Origin of the sequence: Pseudoalteromonas sp. SMS1 (assembly GCF_021530565.1) — a bacterium.
Taxonomy (GTDB): Bacteria; Pseudomonadota; Gammaproteobacteria; order Enterobacterales; family Alteromonadaceae; genus Pseudoalteromonas.
Genome location: NZ_JAKGBI010000003.1, coordinates 327200 through 344743 on the forward strand (window position 1 = coordinate 327200; position 17544 = coordinate 344743).

The 17544-nt window shown below is 44.9% G+C and carries 10 protein-coding genes; 7 read left to right on the forward strand and 3 right to left on the reverse strand.

Features of this window, described 5'->3' with window-relative positions; all coding sequences use genetic code 11:
• Nucleotides 1-192: 192 nt before the first annotated feature.
• Nucleotides 193-1551, reverse strand: a complete 1359-nt coding sequence (gorA, locus tag L1286_RS05180; RefSeq protein ID WP_235405838.1) for a glutathione-disulfide reductase — start codon at nt 1549-1551, stop codon at nt 193-195.
• Between the two features lie 151 nt (nt 1552-1702).
• On the opposite strand from gorA, the gene prlC reads away from it, so the two are divergent.
• The 4 genes from prlC to L1286_RS05200 all read left to right on the forward strand — a co-directional run bounded on the left by prlC (nt 1703) and on the right by L1286_RS05200 (nt 7991).
• Nucleotides 1703-3748 (forward strand): oligopeptidase A, encoded by a 2046-nt coding sequence (gene prlC, locus L1286_RS05185; RefSeq protein WP_235405839.1) that lies wholly within the window; start codon nt 1703-1705, stop codon nt 3746-3748.
• A gap of 123 nt (nt 3749-3871) precedes the next feature.
• The gene (locus L1286_RS05190; RefSeq protein ID WP_235405840.1) at nt 3872-5026 is read left to right on the forward strand and encodes a response regulator transcription factor; all 1155 of its coding nucleotides are present in this window, start codon (nt 3872-3874) and stop codon (nt 5024-5026) included.
• Between the two features lie 76 nt (nt 5027-5102).
• Complete coding sequence (locus L1286_RS05195) at nt 5103-5870, forward strand: class I SAM-dependent methyltransferase (RefSeq protein ID WP_235405841.1); 768 nt, start codon at nt 5103-5105, stop codon at nt 5868-5870.
• Between the two features lie 198 nt (nt 5871-6068).
• Complete coding sequence (locus L1286_RS05200) at nt 6069-7991, forward strand: methyl-accepting chemotaxis protein (RefSeq protein WP_235405842.1); 1923 nt, start codon at nt 6069-6071, stop codon at nt 7989-7991.
• A 196-nt stretch (nt 7992-8187) separates the two neighbouring features.
• Here L1286_RS05200 and L1286_RS05205 read toward each other — a convergent pair whose 3' ends face one another.
• Nucleotides 8188-10344 carry a S8 family peptidase gene (locus L1286_RS05205; protein ID WP_235405843.1) on the reverse strand — a complete coding sequence of 719 codons (2157 nt, stop codon included), beginning with the start codon at nt 10342-10344 and terminating at the stop codon, nt 8188-8190.
• 365 nt (nt 10345-10709) lie between these two features.
• On the opposite strand from L1286_RS05205, the gene L1286_RS05210 reads away from it, so the two are divergent.
• Nucleotides 10710-11897 carry an NAD(P)/FAD-dependent oxidoreductase gene (locus L1286_RS05210; RefSeq protein WP_235405844.1) on the forward strand — a complete coding sequence of 396 codons (1188 nt, stop codon included), beginning with the start codon at nt 10710-10712 and terminating at the stop codon, nt 11895-11897.
• An 809-nt stretch (nt 11898-12706) separates the two neighbouring features.
• The gene (locus L1286_RS05215; protein WP_235405845.1) at nt 12707-15532 is read left to right on the forward strand and encodes a TonB-dependent receptor plug domain-containing protein; all 2826 of its coding nucleotides are present in this window, start codon (nt 12707-12709) and stop codon (nt 15530-15532) included.
• An 85-nt stretch (nt 15533-15617) separates the two neighbouring features.
• On the opposite strand, the gene L1286_RS05220 is transcribed toward L1286_RS05215, so the two are convergent.
• The gene (locus L1286_RS05220) at nt 15618-16520 is read right to left on the reverse strand and encodes a LysR family transcriptional regulator (protein ID WP_235405846.1); all 903 of its coding nucleotides are present in this window, start codon (nt 16518-16520) and stop codon (nt 15618-15620) included.
• Between the two features lie 214 nt (nt 16521-16734).
• On the opposite strand from L1286_RS05220, the gene L1286_RS05225 reads away from it, so the two are divergent.
• Nucleotides 16735-17454: an SDR family oxidoreductase gene (locus L1286_RS05225; RefSeq protein WP_235405847.1), complete on the forward strand. Its 720-nt coding sequence runs from the start codon at nt 16735-16737 to the stop codon at nt 17452-17454.
• The last annotated feature ends 90 nt before the right edge of the window (nt 17455-17544 follow it).

Consider the following 17544-nt stretch of genomic DNA (forward strand, 5'->3'; position numbering starts at 1 on the left):
GTTGATTTGTCTAATTTGGCGCATTTTAGAAATAGAATATGTGCTTTATGATGTCAGCGTAAATGGCTTGGCATTGAAGAAGGGCGTTGAATTATGCGCAAGGCGCGTCCAATGGGACCAACCAAAGCAGAGGTTGCTGTCAGCTACGACGAGATGGACTAAGCATGAGTGTTAGTCCATCGATAAAAACGCTTAGCGCATAGTCACAAACTCTTCAGAGCCTGTTGGGTGAATCGCCACGACAGAGTCAAAGTCGGCTTTGGTTGCGCCCATTTTCATCGCAACACCAAAACCTTGGATCATTTCATCAACGGCGAAACCAATACCGTGAAGTCCCACGATTTTCTCATCTGGGCCCGCGCAAACGAGCTTCATTCGACAAGGTTGACGGTGTTGAGTCACTGCCGTGTACATGGCTGCGAAAGTTGAGTTGTACACTTTAACGTTGTCCTCACCATACTCTGCAATCGCTTGTGGCTCAGTAAGTCCAATGGTCCCAATGGGTGGATGACTGAATACGACTGTTGGTACAAGACTGTAGTCCATTTTGGCATTCGGTAATTCTGGGTTGAATAGACGCTCAGCAAGCATACGACCGGCTTTGACAGCCACAGGCGTTAACTCGATACCGCCTTCCATGATATCACCAAGCGCATAAATACCAGACACGGAGGTATTTTGCCACTCGTCAACTTTGACATAGCCCTTGTCTGTGGTTTCAACATCCGTTGCAGCCAAATTGATTCTATCTGTAACAGGTTCACGGCCGATTGCCCAAATGACCTGATCTACAGTATGTGACTCACCGTTTTCAAGATGCAGAGTCACCGAGCCATCTTCTTCTTTGATAAGCTCCTTAGGTGTTGCATGGGTATGTAAGCTCGGCCCTTCTTTTTCCATCACTTCAGTCAGTGTTTCAACGACCATAGGGTCAAAATTACGCAATGGCGCATGTTTACGCACAAACAAGTGGGTCTCAGTACCTAAACTGTGCAGTACACCAGCTAATTCAACAGCGATGTAGCCTGCGCCAATAACAGCAACGCGGCGTGGCTGTTCGTTTAGTTCAAAGAAGCCATTTGAGTCGATGCCGTATTCCGCGCCTGGAATGTTTGGAATACTCGGGCGACCACCTACGGCAATACAAATATGGTCTGCAGTATATTGCTCGCCATTGACTTCAATGGTTTTATTATCAATGAACTTGGCAAAACCATTGATCACCGTGACGCCATTACTGGCAAGGTATTTATTGTAACCCTGATGAATACGGCCAATATAAGCTTCACGACTTTCGACTAATTTAGCCCAGTTAAAGTTTTTAAGCTCAACATCAAAGCCGTAGTCTGGTGCATATAGTTTAATGGCTTCAGCGACTTGAGCCCCATGCCACATTACCTTTTTAGGTACACATCCTACGTTCACACACGTGCCACCCATATGCTTTGCTTCGACAAGTGCGACTTTTGCGCCACGCATTGCCGCACGGTTAGCCGATGCGATGCCGCCACTGCCACCACCAATGGCAATGTAGTCAAAATGTTGAGCCATAATTTTTCCTCTTCTGAATTCGCTGAACTAGTCTTATATGACAGGCTAAATACGTCATAACTTTCAACTAGGTTAGTAAGTTTTACTTGTATTTGCGCTATTAGCCCCTATTTCAAGTTTAATTAGGAAATAAAAATTGAAGAGAGACACTATGAGCAACCCATTAATTGGCTTAGAAGGCTTACCGCCATTTTCACAAATCAAGCCTGAGCATATTGTTCCTGCATTAAAAGCGGCCATAGAGCACTGCCGAGAGACGATAGAGAGTGTCGTGGTGCAGCAGCAATTTACATGGGAAAACTTTGTTCTACCTCTTGAGGAAGCAGACGATAAACTGTCGAGAATGTGGTCTCCAGTCTCTCATATGCACTCAGTTGTGAATAATGAGGAACTGAGAAAGGCATATGATGAATGTCTGCCGCTTATTTCCGAGTATTCGACATATGCTGGTCAGCATCAAGGACTATATAGCGGCTACCTCGCGTTACACCAAAGCAGTGAGTTTGCAAGCCTCTCCAGTGCGCAGCAAAAGACCATAACCAATGCACTTAGAGATTTCAAACTATCAGGTATTGCATTGGATGACGCGGGTCAAAAACGTTACGGTGAAATCAGTGCCAGATTGTCTGAACTGGGTGCTAAATTTGGTAATAATGTCATGGATGCGACTCAAGCTTGGCATCTGCACATTCGCGATGAAAGTGAATTGAGTGGCTTACCTGAGTCGGCATTGGCATTGGCTGCGCACACAGCCCAAAGCAAATCGTTAGAGGGGTGGGTGTTTACCTTAGACATTCCGTCTTATCTGCCCATTATGACGTATGCTGATAACCGTGAACTGCGTGAACAAATGTATCGTGCTTTTGTGACACGTGCATCCGATCAAGGTCCAAATGCCAATGAATTTGATAACTCTGCACTGATGACTGAATCGCTTGCACTACGTCATGAAATTGCACAGTTATTGGGCTTTGAGAGTTATGCCGAAAAATCATTGGCGACCAAAATGGCCGAGTCTCCAGCACAAGTGTTTGAGTTTTTGGGGGATTTAGCGAAAGCTTCAAAATCACAAGCGCAAACAGAGCTTGCCGAGCTGCAAGCGTTTGCCAAAGAGCAGCATGACGTTACTCAACTTGAAGCATGGGACTACGGCTATTATGGCGAGAAGCTTAAACAGGCTAAATACGCCATTTCAGATGAGCTACTACGCCCTTATTTCCCGGCAGATAAAGTACTCAGTGGGCTGTTTGAGACCGTGAAACGTTTGTTTGGCATCTCTGTGACGGAAGTCAATGACTTTGATACCTACCATGAAGATGTCCGTTTCTTTGCTATTCACGATCGACAAGGGACGTTGCGTGGCAATTTCTATTTAGACTTGTATGCTCGTGAGCACAAGCGAGGTGGTGCGTGGATGGATACCTGCAGAGGGCGCCGAATTACGGTTGAGGGGGCACTGCAAACGCCGGTTGCATACCTTGTGTGTAATTTCAATAAAGCTGTAGGTGATAAGCCTGCTTTGTTTACACATAACGAGGTAACAACGTTGTTCCATGAGTTTGGTCATGGTATTCACCATATGTTGACCCAAGTAGACGCACCGGCCGTGGCGGGTATCAATGGGGTTGCATGGGATGCTGTTGAATTGCCGAGTCAATTTTTAGAAAATTGGTGTTACGAAGAAGATGCATTAAGCTTTATTTCTGGCCACTATGAACAGGGTGAGGCACTGCCAAAAACGCTATTAGATAAGCTACTTGCAGCAAAGAACTACCAGTCAGCAATGCAAATGCTTAGACAAATTGAATTTTCGCTATTTGATTTCCATATTCATGCGGATTACACCCCGTCAGAATCTTGCCAAATACAAGCGACGTTAAATACAGTACGTGAACAGGTTGCAGTGATTAAAGCACCTGAATTTAATCGTTTCCAACATGCGTTCAGCCATATTTTTGCTGGAGGGTACAGTGCTGGTTACTATTCGTATAAGTGGGCCGAAGTATTGTCTGCCGATGCATTTTCTCGCTTCGAAGAAGAAGGGATTTTTAATGCGCAAACGGGTAGGGCGTTCATGGAAAATATTTTAGAAATGGGTGGCGCTGAAGAGCCTATGGCGCTATTTCAGCGTTTTAGAGGCCGCGCTCCCAAAGTGGATGCGTTACTGCGCCACAGTGGAATAGGTAAAGCAGCTTAATCGAGGCTTGTCGTTTTGTTAATGCACAAGGCGCCCAAGTGGGCGCTTTGTTGTTTTTGCACTCGCAAAATAAGCAGTACCGTCTATGCTTTGGTAAAGACCTGATCTTGTAGGGAAAGCCATATGACCAACTTAGTGCTTGCCATTGACGATGACAAGCTGATCCACCATGTTATCGAGCAGTCACTATCTCAAAACTGTAAATTGATCCATGCTAAAAATGGTGAACAAGGCTTAAGGTTGGCGATAAAGTATCAACCAGATATTATCTTACTTGACGTTGAAATGCCCGGCATGTCTGGGTTTGAAGTGTGTGAACGGTTAAAAGGCGGGGAACATACCGCTGATATTCCTGTGATGTTTTTGTCTTCCAAAGGTGACATCAGTGAGCGTATGCGTGGCTACAACGCGGGAGCCGCAGACTATATCGTTAAGCCTTTTGAGGGCTCTGAGTTACTTGCGCGTATTAAAGTGCTAGACGATTATCGACGCCAATCGGTGGCCTTAAAGCAAGACATGCAGCGCGCGCAAATTACTGCTGAAATTGCGATGACAGACTCCGGTGATATGGGGCGTATCATGCGCTATGTCGGCCAGTCTTATCACGCTCATGACTTAAATACGCTATCAGACTACTTCTTGGAGTTTTTCACGCCCCTTAACTTAGAGGTTGCTTTGGCGTTTTGGTATCACAACCATGCCGTGTTTTTTTCTCAAGAGGGAGCGATACAACCCATTGAGCAAGAGCTATTGGAAACCAATAAAGATGGCAGCCGCTTTGTTGACTTTGGCCGGCGCACGATCATTAATTACCCTAAAGTATCGTTGTTGATCAAAAATATGCCCACAGACGATCCTGCGTTGTACGGGCGGTTTAAAGATTTATTGCCACATATTCTAGAAGCAACGAATGCCAAAATTAAAGATATGGAAGTGAGTGAAGTTGCGCTAAATAAAGTGGAAGAGATCGGTCTCGCTTTTGCACAGCTTAGCGAGCAGCTTAGCTGTATCGGCGAGGTATATGGTAATAAAGTGTCTGAGCTGGAAGCATTTGTAAAACAAGATGCCGTTAAAGAAGCGTTAGGTGACGATTACAAAGCGTCGATGGAAAGTTTGTGTGAGCACTTTGCTTTTGTAAACGATGAGTTTTCCATTATCCGATTTAAACTCTCAGAGATCACCCAAGTTCGTCAGGAGCTTATTCAAAGCCTTAATCAGATGGCAAAACCTTGGGGCGAGGAAGAAGTCCCAGCACAAACGGATATTGAGCTTTTTTAACATCATGGTGTTGATGCGTTCTTTTTTATCTTATTAAACGTTATACTCTGCAGGCTTAAACAACAGGAGTCTGCAGTTGTACATTCATACGCCATTTACTGAAAACCGCGCTTACCTCGATGAGTTAACTCAGCGTTTTAAACTCGACACATTGATTGAACTCGATAATGATTTTCGTCTTGTTTATGATGAAGATGGCTTGCAGCTGTTTAAAAAGGATGAGCCTAAACTTGGCGCAATTCGTGTGGATTTTGTGACCGGTGCCAGTGCGCATAGGCGCAAGTTTGGCGGTGGTAAAGGGCAAGCGATTGCCAAAGCTGTTGGCTTGAATAAGGGGGTGACTCCTGTTGTACTAGATGCAACAGCTGGGCTTGGTCGAGATGCGTTTGTGCTGGCATCGCTGGGGTGCAAAGTACGAATGCATGAAAGGCACCCAGTGGTTGCGGCGCTTTTGTATGATGGATTACAACGGGCCTACCAAGACTCAGAAATTGGCGATTGGATGAAAGCCAATATGTCCATTGCATTCGGTTCTAGCCATGACTTACTCGAACAGGCGGCGTCTAATGCAGCGTCAAAACCTGATGTTGTGTATTTGGACCCGATGTTTCCCCATCGAGAAAAGTCAGCACAAGTTAAAAAAGAAATGCGCGTGTTTCAGTCGCTCGTAGGGGCTGATGAAGATGCCGATGCCTTGCTACCATTTGCGACTGAGCTGGCCACAAAACGCGTGGTTGTAAAGCGACCTGACTACGCCCCGTTTTTGAACGCAAAGACACCAAGCATGCAGATCACCACCAAGAAAAACCGTTTCGATGTCTATGTGAATGCTGCCATGAAATAGTGACATTGGGCTAAAAAGTAAAAAAATTCACCTTATCAGCATTAAAGCTTCAAAAAACTGTCAAAGTTGTACACAAAAAGCATACGTAAAAAGTATGCTTTTTCACTTGGGTGAACAGTAAATGTACAATTTACATTAAATTGTCATAAAACATTAATAGTCTAGCGCCGAAATCAACTGATAAGGCCTGTAGTACATATGCGTGTTTCGTCTTTCACCCGGTTGCTTGCTATTTTATTAGCAACAGCCAGTATCATTCTTGCGGTAACTTTATTTTGGGCAAGCCAAGTATTTAGCAAGTTGGATCAACAGGACAGTGCGTATACGCAGTTAAAAAATACGGTGTTGATTGATCTCGCTGGCACCATCGAAGACTATTTAAGTGCAGGAGACAGCCAATATTTAAACCAGGCAAGTGAGCAGATCAGCACCATTAAACGTGTTCACTTGTCTAAAATATCCTCAGATACCATGTCGATGATGACGCAACAGCTCGATGAGCTAGATGCGGATATACAGGGCAAGTATCGGGCTTTGGGTAAGTTGTCTGGTAATGAACTGGCGCTGCTTGATAATGCCTTGAGACAAATGGCGGGTTCAGCTTCTTCACTAATGAATTATGTGGCAGAGGCAAATGGGCATACATTGAGCGCGCGTTACTATTCGTTGGCCTCTGATTATTATTTTGAGACGACTAATTTAAGTATCTATACCTACCAGTTAGTATTGCACTATGACAATACAACCCAGCAAAGTCTTAATCAATCACTGAGTCGACTGCAAGACTTGGCACGACAAATAGCGCGCCTTGAAGACTTGGGGGTGATGAGTGAAGTCGATGAAGATGAGCTATTTTTGGGAGAGGAGCCGGAAGATTTAGCGCAAGAAATAAAAGCTGAGCTGACCAGTTGGCCCAATCGATTCAGTCGCGACTTACAAAACACCCTCGTCCAAGCGCAGCAGCGACAACAGGGAATCACCGCATTGAGAGATGACATCAAGCAGCTATCCGCATTGATGTTAGAAGCCGGCGAACTGCTCAAGAATCAGCAAGTGGCAGTTAAATCTCAAGTGTTTACGATTTTTGGTGTGGCCATTGGCTTGTTGGTCTTGCTAGCAGGTGGTATGTATTGGGTTCAGTTTAGCCAAGTACTGACCCCACTTCGCAATTTGCGTGACGGCTTTGCGTTCTTGATTGAAAGCAATGAGCTTAAACAGATTAAATGTAAACGTGCCAACACTGAAGTGGGTGAAATTGCTCAGTACTTTAATCAACTCATTGAAAGGCAACGCACCGAAGCGCAAGAGCGTGAGCAAATGCTGCAAGTGATCAACGATTTTATGCAAGGTATGAATCGTAATTTAGCCAGTATTGGTCATCAATCTGAAAATACCTATGAGCAGGTTGAACACAATCAAACACAACTCGAAGAGATTAAAGTGATCGGCGGCGAGGCAAGTCATATTAACCAACAAGTCGCAGACAACGCCAGTGATACTTACAATGCGATGACGCAGAGTGTAGGTTTTGCAGAGTCTATGCTGAAAGCGAGTTCGAGTACGCAGCAACGTGTAGAGCAGGGGTTAATCAGTTTGAACGAACTATTAGTCGGTGTTGAAGATGTGGGTAAAGTTATTGAAATGATCCACACCATTGCGGAGCAAACTAATCTATTGGCATTAAATGCTGCGATTGAGTCGGCGCGAGCGGGCGAGCATGGAAGAGGGTTTGCAGTCGTGGCCGATGAAGTGAGAAAATTAGCACGTCAAACTCAAGACTCACTCACCGATATCAATGAACAACTGAACATTTTGAGTGACAATTCAAGTAAAGTGTCGAATCAGATCAGCGCGCTGGCCTCTGAAGCTCAACAGCAAACAGAACATGCACAGGAACTGAAGCGCAACTCTGAAGGCGTGGCAGAGCGGGCACAAGGTGCAAGCCAAGTCGCAGCAGATGCGATGGCTTTATCAAATCAACAAACCGAGCTGGTGGACAGCTTCAGCAGTTCCATGGCGTCCATGAAGCAACAGGTCAGCAGTTCAAACCAGCAAATTCAACAAATTCAACAAAGCTTAGAGCAACAAATGGCGCAGATCAGAGACAGCTTAGGTTTGTAAACAACAGTATTAACGTGAGAGTAAGCGAAAGGCCAAACGTTTGTTTGGTCTTTTTTTATGTAGGGTAAAAGAAAACGCCGCACAGTGTGGACTTTATCGCGGTGTCTTGTAACTACTTAAACAGACCTAACTGAATTTGGATAAAAAAAGGGGCCGAACGATGTCCGGCCCCACATTTACTGCAAGTTGTAGGGGATTACTTGTATTGTGCGTCTAGTGTCACACCTGAGAAAGTGCGGTACGCTCTTACACCGAAGTGCCAAACACCTGCTGCTGGGTTTGTGATAGTACATGTTTCAACGTTACCACTTTCGTAAGGACGACATTGGTATGTTGAAGTAGACGGTGCAGCGCCTGGGTTAACATAAAGGTCAGCATCACCTGAGCCACCAGAGATTTTAACTGTAAGGCTAGACATGCCAGCAGGAACAGTTAATTGGTGACGGCTCCAGCTACCTGTAGACGCTGAAAGGTTGTTTTCTGTAAGGCCACCTGGTTGTGCAGTACCAGAAGTTTCTGCGTTAGCAACAAGACTTACACCGCTGTATGCTGAATAACCGCGCATCATTACATGGTAAGTACCTGATGGGTTGTCGATTGTACATACTTCGTTGTTACCACTTTCGTAAGGACGACAGTCGTAAGTTGACGTTGTAGGTTTAGCACCCGCTCTTACGTGTAGGTCCGCATCACCTGTACCACCGCTCATTGTGAAGGTGATTTTGCTTGCATTTGCAGGTGTTTCAAACGTGAAGAATGCTTCAGAGTTTCTCGCACCGCTTAGGCCTGTTTTCGCTTCACCATCAACAAGCGCGTTGTCACCTGGGTTTGTGTTACCGTTACCCAGTGCCATATCTACCGCAGCACTTGCATCTACAATACCAGTACCACAGTTAGTACATGTCGCAGGGAAACTACGAGTCGTATCTTTTAGAATTGTTTCGATTTCATCTGGCGTTGCAGTTGGTTTCGCTTGCTTAATGAGTGCCGCAATACCCGCTACATGAGGTGCAGCCATTGAAGTACCTTGCGAGTACGAGTAGCTGTCAGTAGTCGGTGTTGTTGAACCCGCATTGTAAGTTGAAAGAATACCTTCAGGGTCGTTCGCGAAACCTTGTGCGCCACCAGGTGCTGCAACATCGATTGAAGAACCATAGTTTGAGTAGTACGCACGGCCACCGTTACGACCAACTGATGCCACGTTAACTACGCCAGCACAGTTACCAGGGTTATAGTTGTTTGCATTGTCGTTATCGTTACCTGCTGCGATGACAACCACTGTGCCGTTAGCACGTGCTTGGTTGATTGCACTTTGTGTTGTAGAGCTACATGCACCACCGCCACCTAAACTCATGTTGATTACGTCAGCTGGGTTTGCGTTTGCAGGTACACCAGATACAGAACCACCTGATGCCCAGATGATGCCGTCTGCAATATCAGAGGTTAAACCACCACATTTACCTAGTACACGTACCGGTACAACTTTAGAGTCGTACGCAACACCCGCAACACCTTCACCGTTATTTGTTACTGCTGCAACGGTACCTGCAACGTGTGTACCGTGCCAGCTTGAACTTCTGTCACTGCTCGGTACTGGTCTACCTAGGCTATCTGTACCACACTCACCACGCGTTGTCGCATCACCAGGGTCACGTGCATCGCTATCACGACCGCCACCATCATTTGCTACAGATAGGTTAGAGATCATATCGTAACCTTGTAGGATGTTCGGGTTTAAATCAGCATGTGGACGGTAACCTGTATCTAGTACCGCAACTACAACGCCACTACCTGTTGCTTTGTCCCACGCTGCCGGTGCGTTGATACCGCCCGCTGCTTCAAAGTAATGCCACTGTGAGCTGTAGCTAGGATCGTTTGGTGTCGCAAATGGTTGTAACATTTGGTCAACTTCGATGTGTTCAACGTTACCTGATGCAATCATGTCTTGCATGAACTGTTGTGTTTCAGCTGCGCTTAGCTTTTTGTCTGCACGCATTACGTGGTGATTTGAAAGTGCCATTGGACGAACATACTGTGCTTTCGCTGATGCACGTTTACTGTTAAAGCCTTTCACGAAACTACGAGCGCGTGTGTTCATCATTGCTGGTGACATATCAGCGCTTGAAAGCGACATAATGTCATTGTTGTTATTTTTATACTTGATGATGAACTGAGTGCCAAACCCGCTTTGTGATTCTAGTTTTTCTGCGAGTTGTGCTTGGCTAGGCACGCTAGGACCAAATTGTTCTGCTTGCATGTTTGCCAGCTCTGGCAATGCCATTGCTGCGTTTGCAGAAAGTAGTCCTGTTACTGCCATAGAAAGAGCAGCTAATTTAAAATTTCTTGTTGTCATCTTTTTTACCCTTGTTTTACTTGTTGTTATCTTGGCAACCTTTATCGCCAAGAGGTTAACAAAAGTAAACTTGGTGTGATTTGTGTGAAAGTATTGTTTTGTTATTTACACTATTGTTTTGGTTATAAGGGGATGGATGAAAGTCTTTATTATTTCATTATCATTATGTTTTTATTACATTTTATCAAAATATTCCTGGTTAAAGAATAAACTATTTCATAATGTAAACGATTGTAAATGATTTATCTCATATTCTAAAAAGTGATAAAACTATGTCTTTTTGATTGTCTTTTGAACTATAAACTCCCCCTTAAGCTTAAAAATAGTTATAATCACGACATAAGTTTTTCGTTTCAGAGTATACAATGTTGCAATATGACGTAGTGATCATCGGTGCTGGTGCGGCCGGACTAATGTGTGCGGCACAAGCGGGCTATCGTGGACGTAAGGTGGCCGTCGTTGATATGGGTAAAAAAGTGGGAAGAAAAATTCTCATTAGTGGCGGTGGGCGTTGCAATTTTACCAATGAAAATGCCAGCCCAGAAAACTACCTATGCGCAAATCCCCACTTTGTGAAGTCCAGTTTAAGTCGCTACACCCAACATGACTTTATTGAGTTGGTTGACCGTCATGGGCTTGCCTATCACCATAAAACGCTTGGCCAGCTCTTTTGTGACAACAGCGCACAAGACATTGTGGATATTCTGATGACTGAATGTGAATGGGCAGGGGTCGAAGTTTTCTTGCGTAACGAAGTACTTAAAGTGTCCTCTGATGAGCAAGGTACATATATAGTCACAACGTCTGATCATACTTTTACCTGCGAATCTTTGGTCGTGGCGTCTGGCGGACTCACTATGCCAAAGTTGGGCGCATCTCCAATTGGGTATAAAATTGCGGAGCAATTTGGCTTACAGTTACTACCTACCACCGCTGCACTGGTGCCTTTTACGCTGCACGATCATGACAAAGCGCGTTTTGAAGGGCTTTCTGGGATCAGTGTAGACAGCTTAGTGACCAGCGACGATGGCACACAATTTAGAGAAAACATCTTATTTACACACCGAGGCCTATCCGGTCCGGCTATTTTACAGATCTCCTCATTTTGGGAAGCGGGGCAAGCTGTGAGCATCAACTTGCTGCCAGATACGGACATTGCAGCGCTATTACATGATTGGCGCCAAAATCAAGGGCAAAAGTCAGTGAAAAACTTACTGGGTCAACTACTCCCTAAGCGTTTTGTTGAGGTATTAATCGCAGAAAATACGGTACCAGATAAACCCGCTAACCAGCTTTCTCATGGCGAGATTGACACCATCGCTAACACATTAAGCCACTGGCAAATCAAACCTAATGGCACCGAAGGCTATCGTACCGCCGAGGTCACATTAGGCGGCGTTAACAGTGATGAACTGAGTTCCAAAACTTTTGAAGCGAAAAAAGCCAAAGGCCTCTACTTTATTGGTGAGGTGACCGAAGTCACCGGCTGGCTTGGCGGGTACAACTTCCAATACGCCTGGTCAAGCGGCTGGGCATGTGGGCAGGTGTGTTAGTTTAATAAGCGTCGCTACACACTCGTTGTGTGCTTTGTGTCAGAGGTTTAAAGCTGGCTGGTCTTAAGTACAGAATAATCTACTTTGGCGTAAGCCCTGTTTTGTTTTCCATAACCGGAGTGTCAGGTTGAACACTCCTTTCAAGTTCATGCCTTATCAAGAGAATACTTTGTACTAAAAAAACTTTCCCTGACTTTTTAAGTCTTATAACAGATCTTGACTATCTCGCTTGTGTAGTTCGAATACTGCAATCTGCATAATTTATACCTTTTTGTTTTTTGGCTTGGGCAGGGGTGTCCGAGCATTTAATCATAGCGGCTTGTTTTTCACATTTTATGTTGTCGAGAGGTGAGTAAAAAGCTTCTTGAAATAAATTAAATAATGGCTTGGTTTCTCACAATTAAAGCGTTCTCACATCTCTGGGTAGATTATTACCATACCTTCAATTATTCTAGTGTGTAAGTACATACTTTTAAATTTTGTCATATATTAAAAGGGGTTTTCACTTCATTTTTAATTTGTAATGTGTTTTTTATAACCAAAATAAATTAACATATACTTAAATGTTATACACTAAATAGGAACGCTCCTATTTGCATAGATACCTGCATGGATTGATTTTTTATCCGCTATATCCTCAAAGTACCGAAATTACATTCATCTTGGTGCATTGGTATTTTTTATGCGTTTAATTTTTGTACTTGTCATAATTGTATATTTTATACATTCTTGTTTTGCTTCATCAAAATGTAACAAATTTCATTACATCAACAAGGGGAGCCTCCAGCCAGTTTGGAGGTGGGAATAAAATGCGAAATACATTTATAAGAAAAACCATCTTGGGCATTGCGATTAGTAGCGCTTTGGGCATGTCACAATATTCATTTGCGCAGGAAAGTGGCGCTGATGACGAAAAAATTGAGAAAATATCGGTTACGGGAAGTCGGATCTTAAGACAAGGCATGACCACCGTTGCACCCGTTATGGTGATAAGCTCTGATGAACTGAACGTCGGTGGCAACCTGAATGTGGGTGATGTACTTGCGACATTACCGCAGTTTGCGCAGGGGATTGAATCTACAGACAATGCCTACAATCCCGCCAACGCTGGCTTGTCAGTTCCTGATTTGAGGGGGCTTGGTGAAATTCGTACCTTGGTGCTGATTAATGGTCGCCGCCCGGCGCAAACGGTAGATAGCAGTGGCTTGTTGGTCACTGACGTCAGCAATATTCCCGCAAGACTTATTGAACGAGTGGAGATACTCACCGGTGGGGCTTCGTCAATTTATGGCTCAGATGCAGTTGCTGGCGTGATCAATGTCATTTTAAAAGAAAGCTACAATGATTTTACTGTGGATGCGCAAGCGGGTACGTCCGAGCGAGGAGATGCCGAATCACAAAGCCTGACATTAACCTATGGTAAAGAAATCGATGGGGGCAACATTATGATGAGCGTCGATTTCTTTAATCAAGAGAACCTAAGGGTTGTCGACCGTAAAGGTGCTAGAGGGCAGACAAGTTATATTCGTAACCCAGATGGCGACAATCCAAGAAACATTATTTTAAATAACGTGGGTTGGTCGGACTATAACATTACGCCCGATCGTCCAACCTTTATGATTGATAAAACCTACAACTATTATCAATTTCAACGTCAGGACGACGGTCAATTGGGAGAAGGGTATCTCGCCATTTTAGACTCCGAGTTACATTCATATTACAAGCAGTCTCACGATTTAAACCCTAATTTGTATTCCAGCGCAGGCCCGACAGAACCCATTCAGCCATATCAGCGCCACAGTGCCTATGTGACGGGCAACTATGAATTGCCGGCTGACATCTACATGACGGGCAGTGTGTCATATAGCAAAGTCAGTGCGACTACCCAGCTCGATCCTGAGTTTATCTTTAGTAACAAGGGTTGGATAGATATCACCGATGCGCCATTTACCGTGCCGCAGCAAGTTATCGATACGGTAAAACAAGCGGATACGGGTTCAAACTGGATTGCCATTCCTTATACGTTTAATGACTTTGGCAATCGCACCACCGATACCGAGAGAGAGTATTTTGGTGCATCATTGTCTTTTGAAGGAGAATTGGAGAATGGCTGGGTGTGGGACGCATACGTCGCAAGCGGCCAAACAACCTCTCAAGCGACGTCATTGAATCGTATCAACAGTGAACGGTACGACGGCGGCTACACATTGATTGGAGAATGTGAACCCAACTGTCCTGAATTCAACCCCTTTATGCCTTTGAGTAAAGAGGTGGTGGACTACTTGCGCTTGGACCCTTTCACCGATGAGCGGGTGATCTCGCAGCATACATTCTCGGCAAATATTACGGGTGACATTCTTGATTTACCGGCGGGTTACCTCTCTTTTGCAACCGGTGTCGAAATACGCAAAGAAGGCATGGAAGTTAACTTGTCAGAAACCATATTATTGGGGTTGAACCGGAACAAGAAAAGCCAGAACAACGACGTGGACCGTACGGTGAAAGAGGCATATGTTGAATTGGTTGTGCCTGTATTGTCTGATGCGCCAGCGGTGAAACAGCTTGATATTGAAACCGCCTATCGTAAGGCGAACTATACCTATGCGGGTACAACGGATAGCTGGAAGTTAGGGATCAACTGGGCTGTCACCGATGATCTTCGTCTGCGCGCAGTTAAATCAAAAGCCGTGAGAGCACCTCAGTTAACCGAGCTATTGAGTCCTAGTTCGATTACCTTTATTCGCGGCGATGATCCGTGTGATGCAACGGAAATCGATACCATATCGACAGACAAACAAGCGATCCGTAAAGCCAATTGTCAGGCTTTGGGCTTGCCTGCGGATTTCAATGCCGCGACGAATGTCACAACCGGTGTGGATGTTACCGTATCTGGCAACGCGCAATTAGAAGTTGAAACGGCTTACACAAAAACAGTTGGCTTGGTGTTCACACCAAGCTTTGTTGAAGACTTAAGTTTGACCGTGGACTACTTTGATATTGATCTGAATGGTGGTATTGCGCGATTTGGTGCATTCGATACCGCAGAAATGTGTGTTGACTCTGCAACCATTAATAATGGCTTTTGTGCGCAGGTTACACGCGCAGCAGATGGCAATATCACCAATATTAATGATACTTGGGTGAACGCGAACCTACTTTCTCGCCGAGGTGTGGATGTCGGCGTTTACTACCCGTGGAAGTTAGGAGGTTACGGCAACCTGCAGTTGAGTGCTTATGCAACACGGATTATCAACTCTACTTTTGTCGACTCTCCGTTAGAGGGAGAAACCGTCTTTGAATATGCAGGCGCCTCTGGCACGCCTGAATGGAAAGGCAGCTTTGTCGCAAAATACAGTCTAAATGACTTATCGGTGCGTTGGAAAACCAATTACGTACATTCTGTCTTATATAGAAGGGATGTTACAGCTGAAGACTACGAGCAACATGTTTTGCCAACGTCTGTTCTTCATCATTTGCGTGTCGGTTATTACTTAAATGATGACTTTGAGGTTTATTTTAACGTAAACAATGTGATGGATAAGGATTGGTTAGGTCACCCTGGCACAAGCTCTGGTGGCAGCACCTATCCAATCACAGGGCGCAGCTTTAGCTTGGGGCTGAGTTACACCCTTTAGTGACTTATTAGAGCGCCGTGCTCCGTCACAGATATTCCCCTGTGCGTAAATGCCAGCAAGCAACCTTGCTGGCATTTTTCGGTGATCAGCAAGCAGCGTAATGTACAAAGTTGTTTAAGACGAACTCCTTGAACGCCGTCACTCTTGAAGGCGGGCGCTTATCTTGTAAGTAAACAAGATACAGTGGAGAGGGCCTTGGCTGCCAATGTTCAAACACGGGTAGCAGTTTACCTTCTTTGATTTCAGTCGAGCAGTAAATTTCTGGTATGCGGATAATGCCATTCCCTCGTATGGCTGAATAGAGCATCACTCTGCCATTTTTACACGTCAGGTCGCCTTTGATGTTGACCTCTTGTGTCTCGAGCGCTTGTGTATTTGTAAACGCCCATGTTTTCATGCTACCGGTGATGCACTTATGTGTTATGAGATTTTTAGGGTGCTCGGGTTTGCCGTATAGCTCAATATATTCAGGGCTGGCGTATGTGCCAATAGTGAGGTCCATCAGCTTTCTGGCTATCAAGGCGGAGTCGGTGAGTTCCCCCATCCGAAATACAAAATCGAATTCACCAGCAATGAGATCGACTCTTCGGCTACTAAAATCAAGGTTAACGGTGACTTCGGGATGTTGCTGCATAAAGTCCGCGACAAGCGGGCCAACTATATTCTCGCCAATAAAGCCGCCAACACAATTAATTTTAATTTCACCAGAAAGGCGACTCGTTGCCTCAATGGTATTGTCTATCGCTTTGTCTATGCCGACAAATGCGCGTTTACACTGCGCATAAAATACCTGACCGGAGGAGGTTAAATGCTGTGTTCGGGTTGTTCTAACGAGCAGGCTTACGCCTAAATTGGCCTCAAGTTGAGAGAGTTGTTTAGAAACTTGTGAGCGTGAACATTGCAGCTTTTCAGCCGCGTTTGTAAAGCTGCCTTCTTCTACCAATACCAAAAAGCTGTTTATATCCGCGTAATTTACTGCTTTTCTCATACCATTGACCAACTGTGAGCATGTTTAAATCATAACCATTAGTCATTATTTGTAAACAGTGATGTGAATTTGGCTGTATATATCATCAATAACGACTGCCTTAAAATACTCTCCTAAGTTTGAGGGACGATATTTATTTGAGTAGACAAGCTCAGGTTTATCCGTCGTCAAGCAAACTTCTTTATAAGAAACAGGCATAGTCAAAGAGGTCAGTATGAAAAAGTTAGTGGTTATTACAGGTGCAAGTTCGGGCATTGGTGAGGCGATAGCTAAGCGTTTTAGCGAAGCAGGCTACCCGTTATTATTAGTTGCTAGACGTGTCGAGAGATTAACGGCGCTAAATTTACCTAACTGTCTTTGTGCACAAGTTGATGTGACAGACCGCACTGCATTTGAGCAGGCCCTAAAACTCGCTGAAGCAACGTATGGCCCAGTTGAGTGCCTCATTAATAATGCGGGTGTGATGTTGCTTGGCCAAATAGATAATCAAGACAGCAATGAGTGGCACAAAATGTTTGACGTCAATGTGTTAGCACTGATGCACACCATGCAACCCGTGCTTGCACCGATGAAAGCGCGACGCAGCGGTACCATTATCAATATCAGTTCAATTGCGGGTAAGAAAACGTTTCCAAACCATGCCGCATATTGCGGCACTAAGTTTGCGGTGTCTGCTATCAGCGAAAACGTGCGAGAAGAGGTTGCGGACTTTGGCGTGCGGGTGAGTAATGTATGCCCAGGAGCCGTCGAAACTGAGTTACTCAGTCATACAACGTCCGATGAAATTAAAGACGGCTATGAGGAGTGGAAGCAAACGATGGGCGGCGCTTTGCTTGCCGATGATATTGCGCGCACCGCGCTGTTTATTCAAGCGCAACCTCAGCAAGTGTGTATCCGAGAAATTCAAATTGCAGCGACCCGTCAGCAGCCTTAATTTTTAGTGTTTTGGCCCATCAATATTGCGCGTGCGGTAGACGGGCCAAACTGTTGCACATAAATTAGCGTGACAGGGGTTGAATAACGT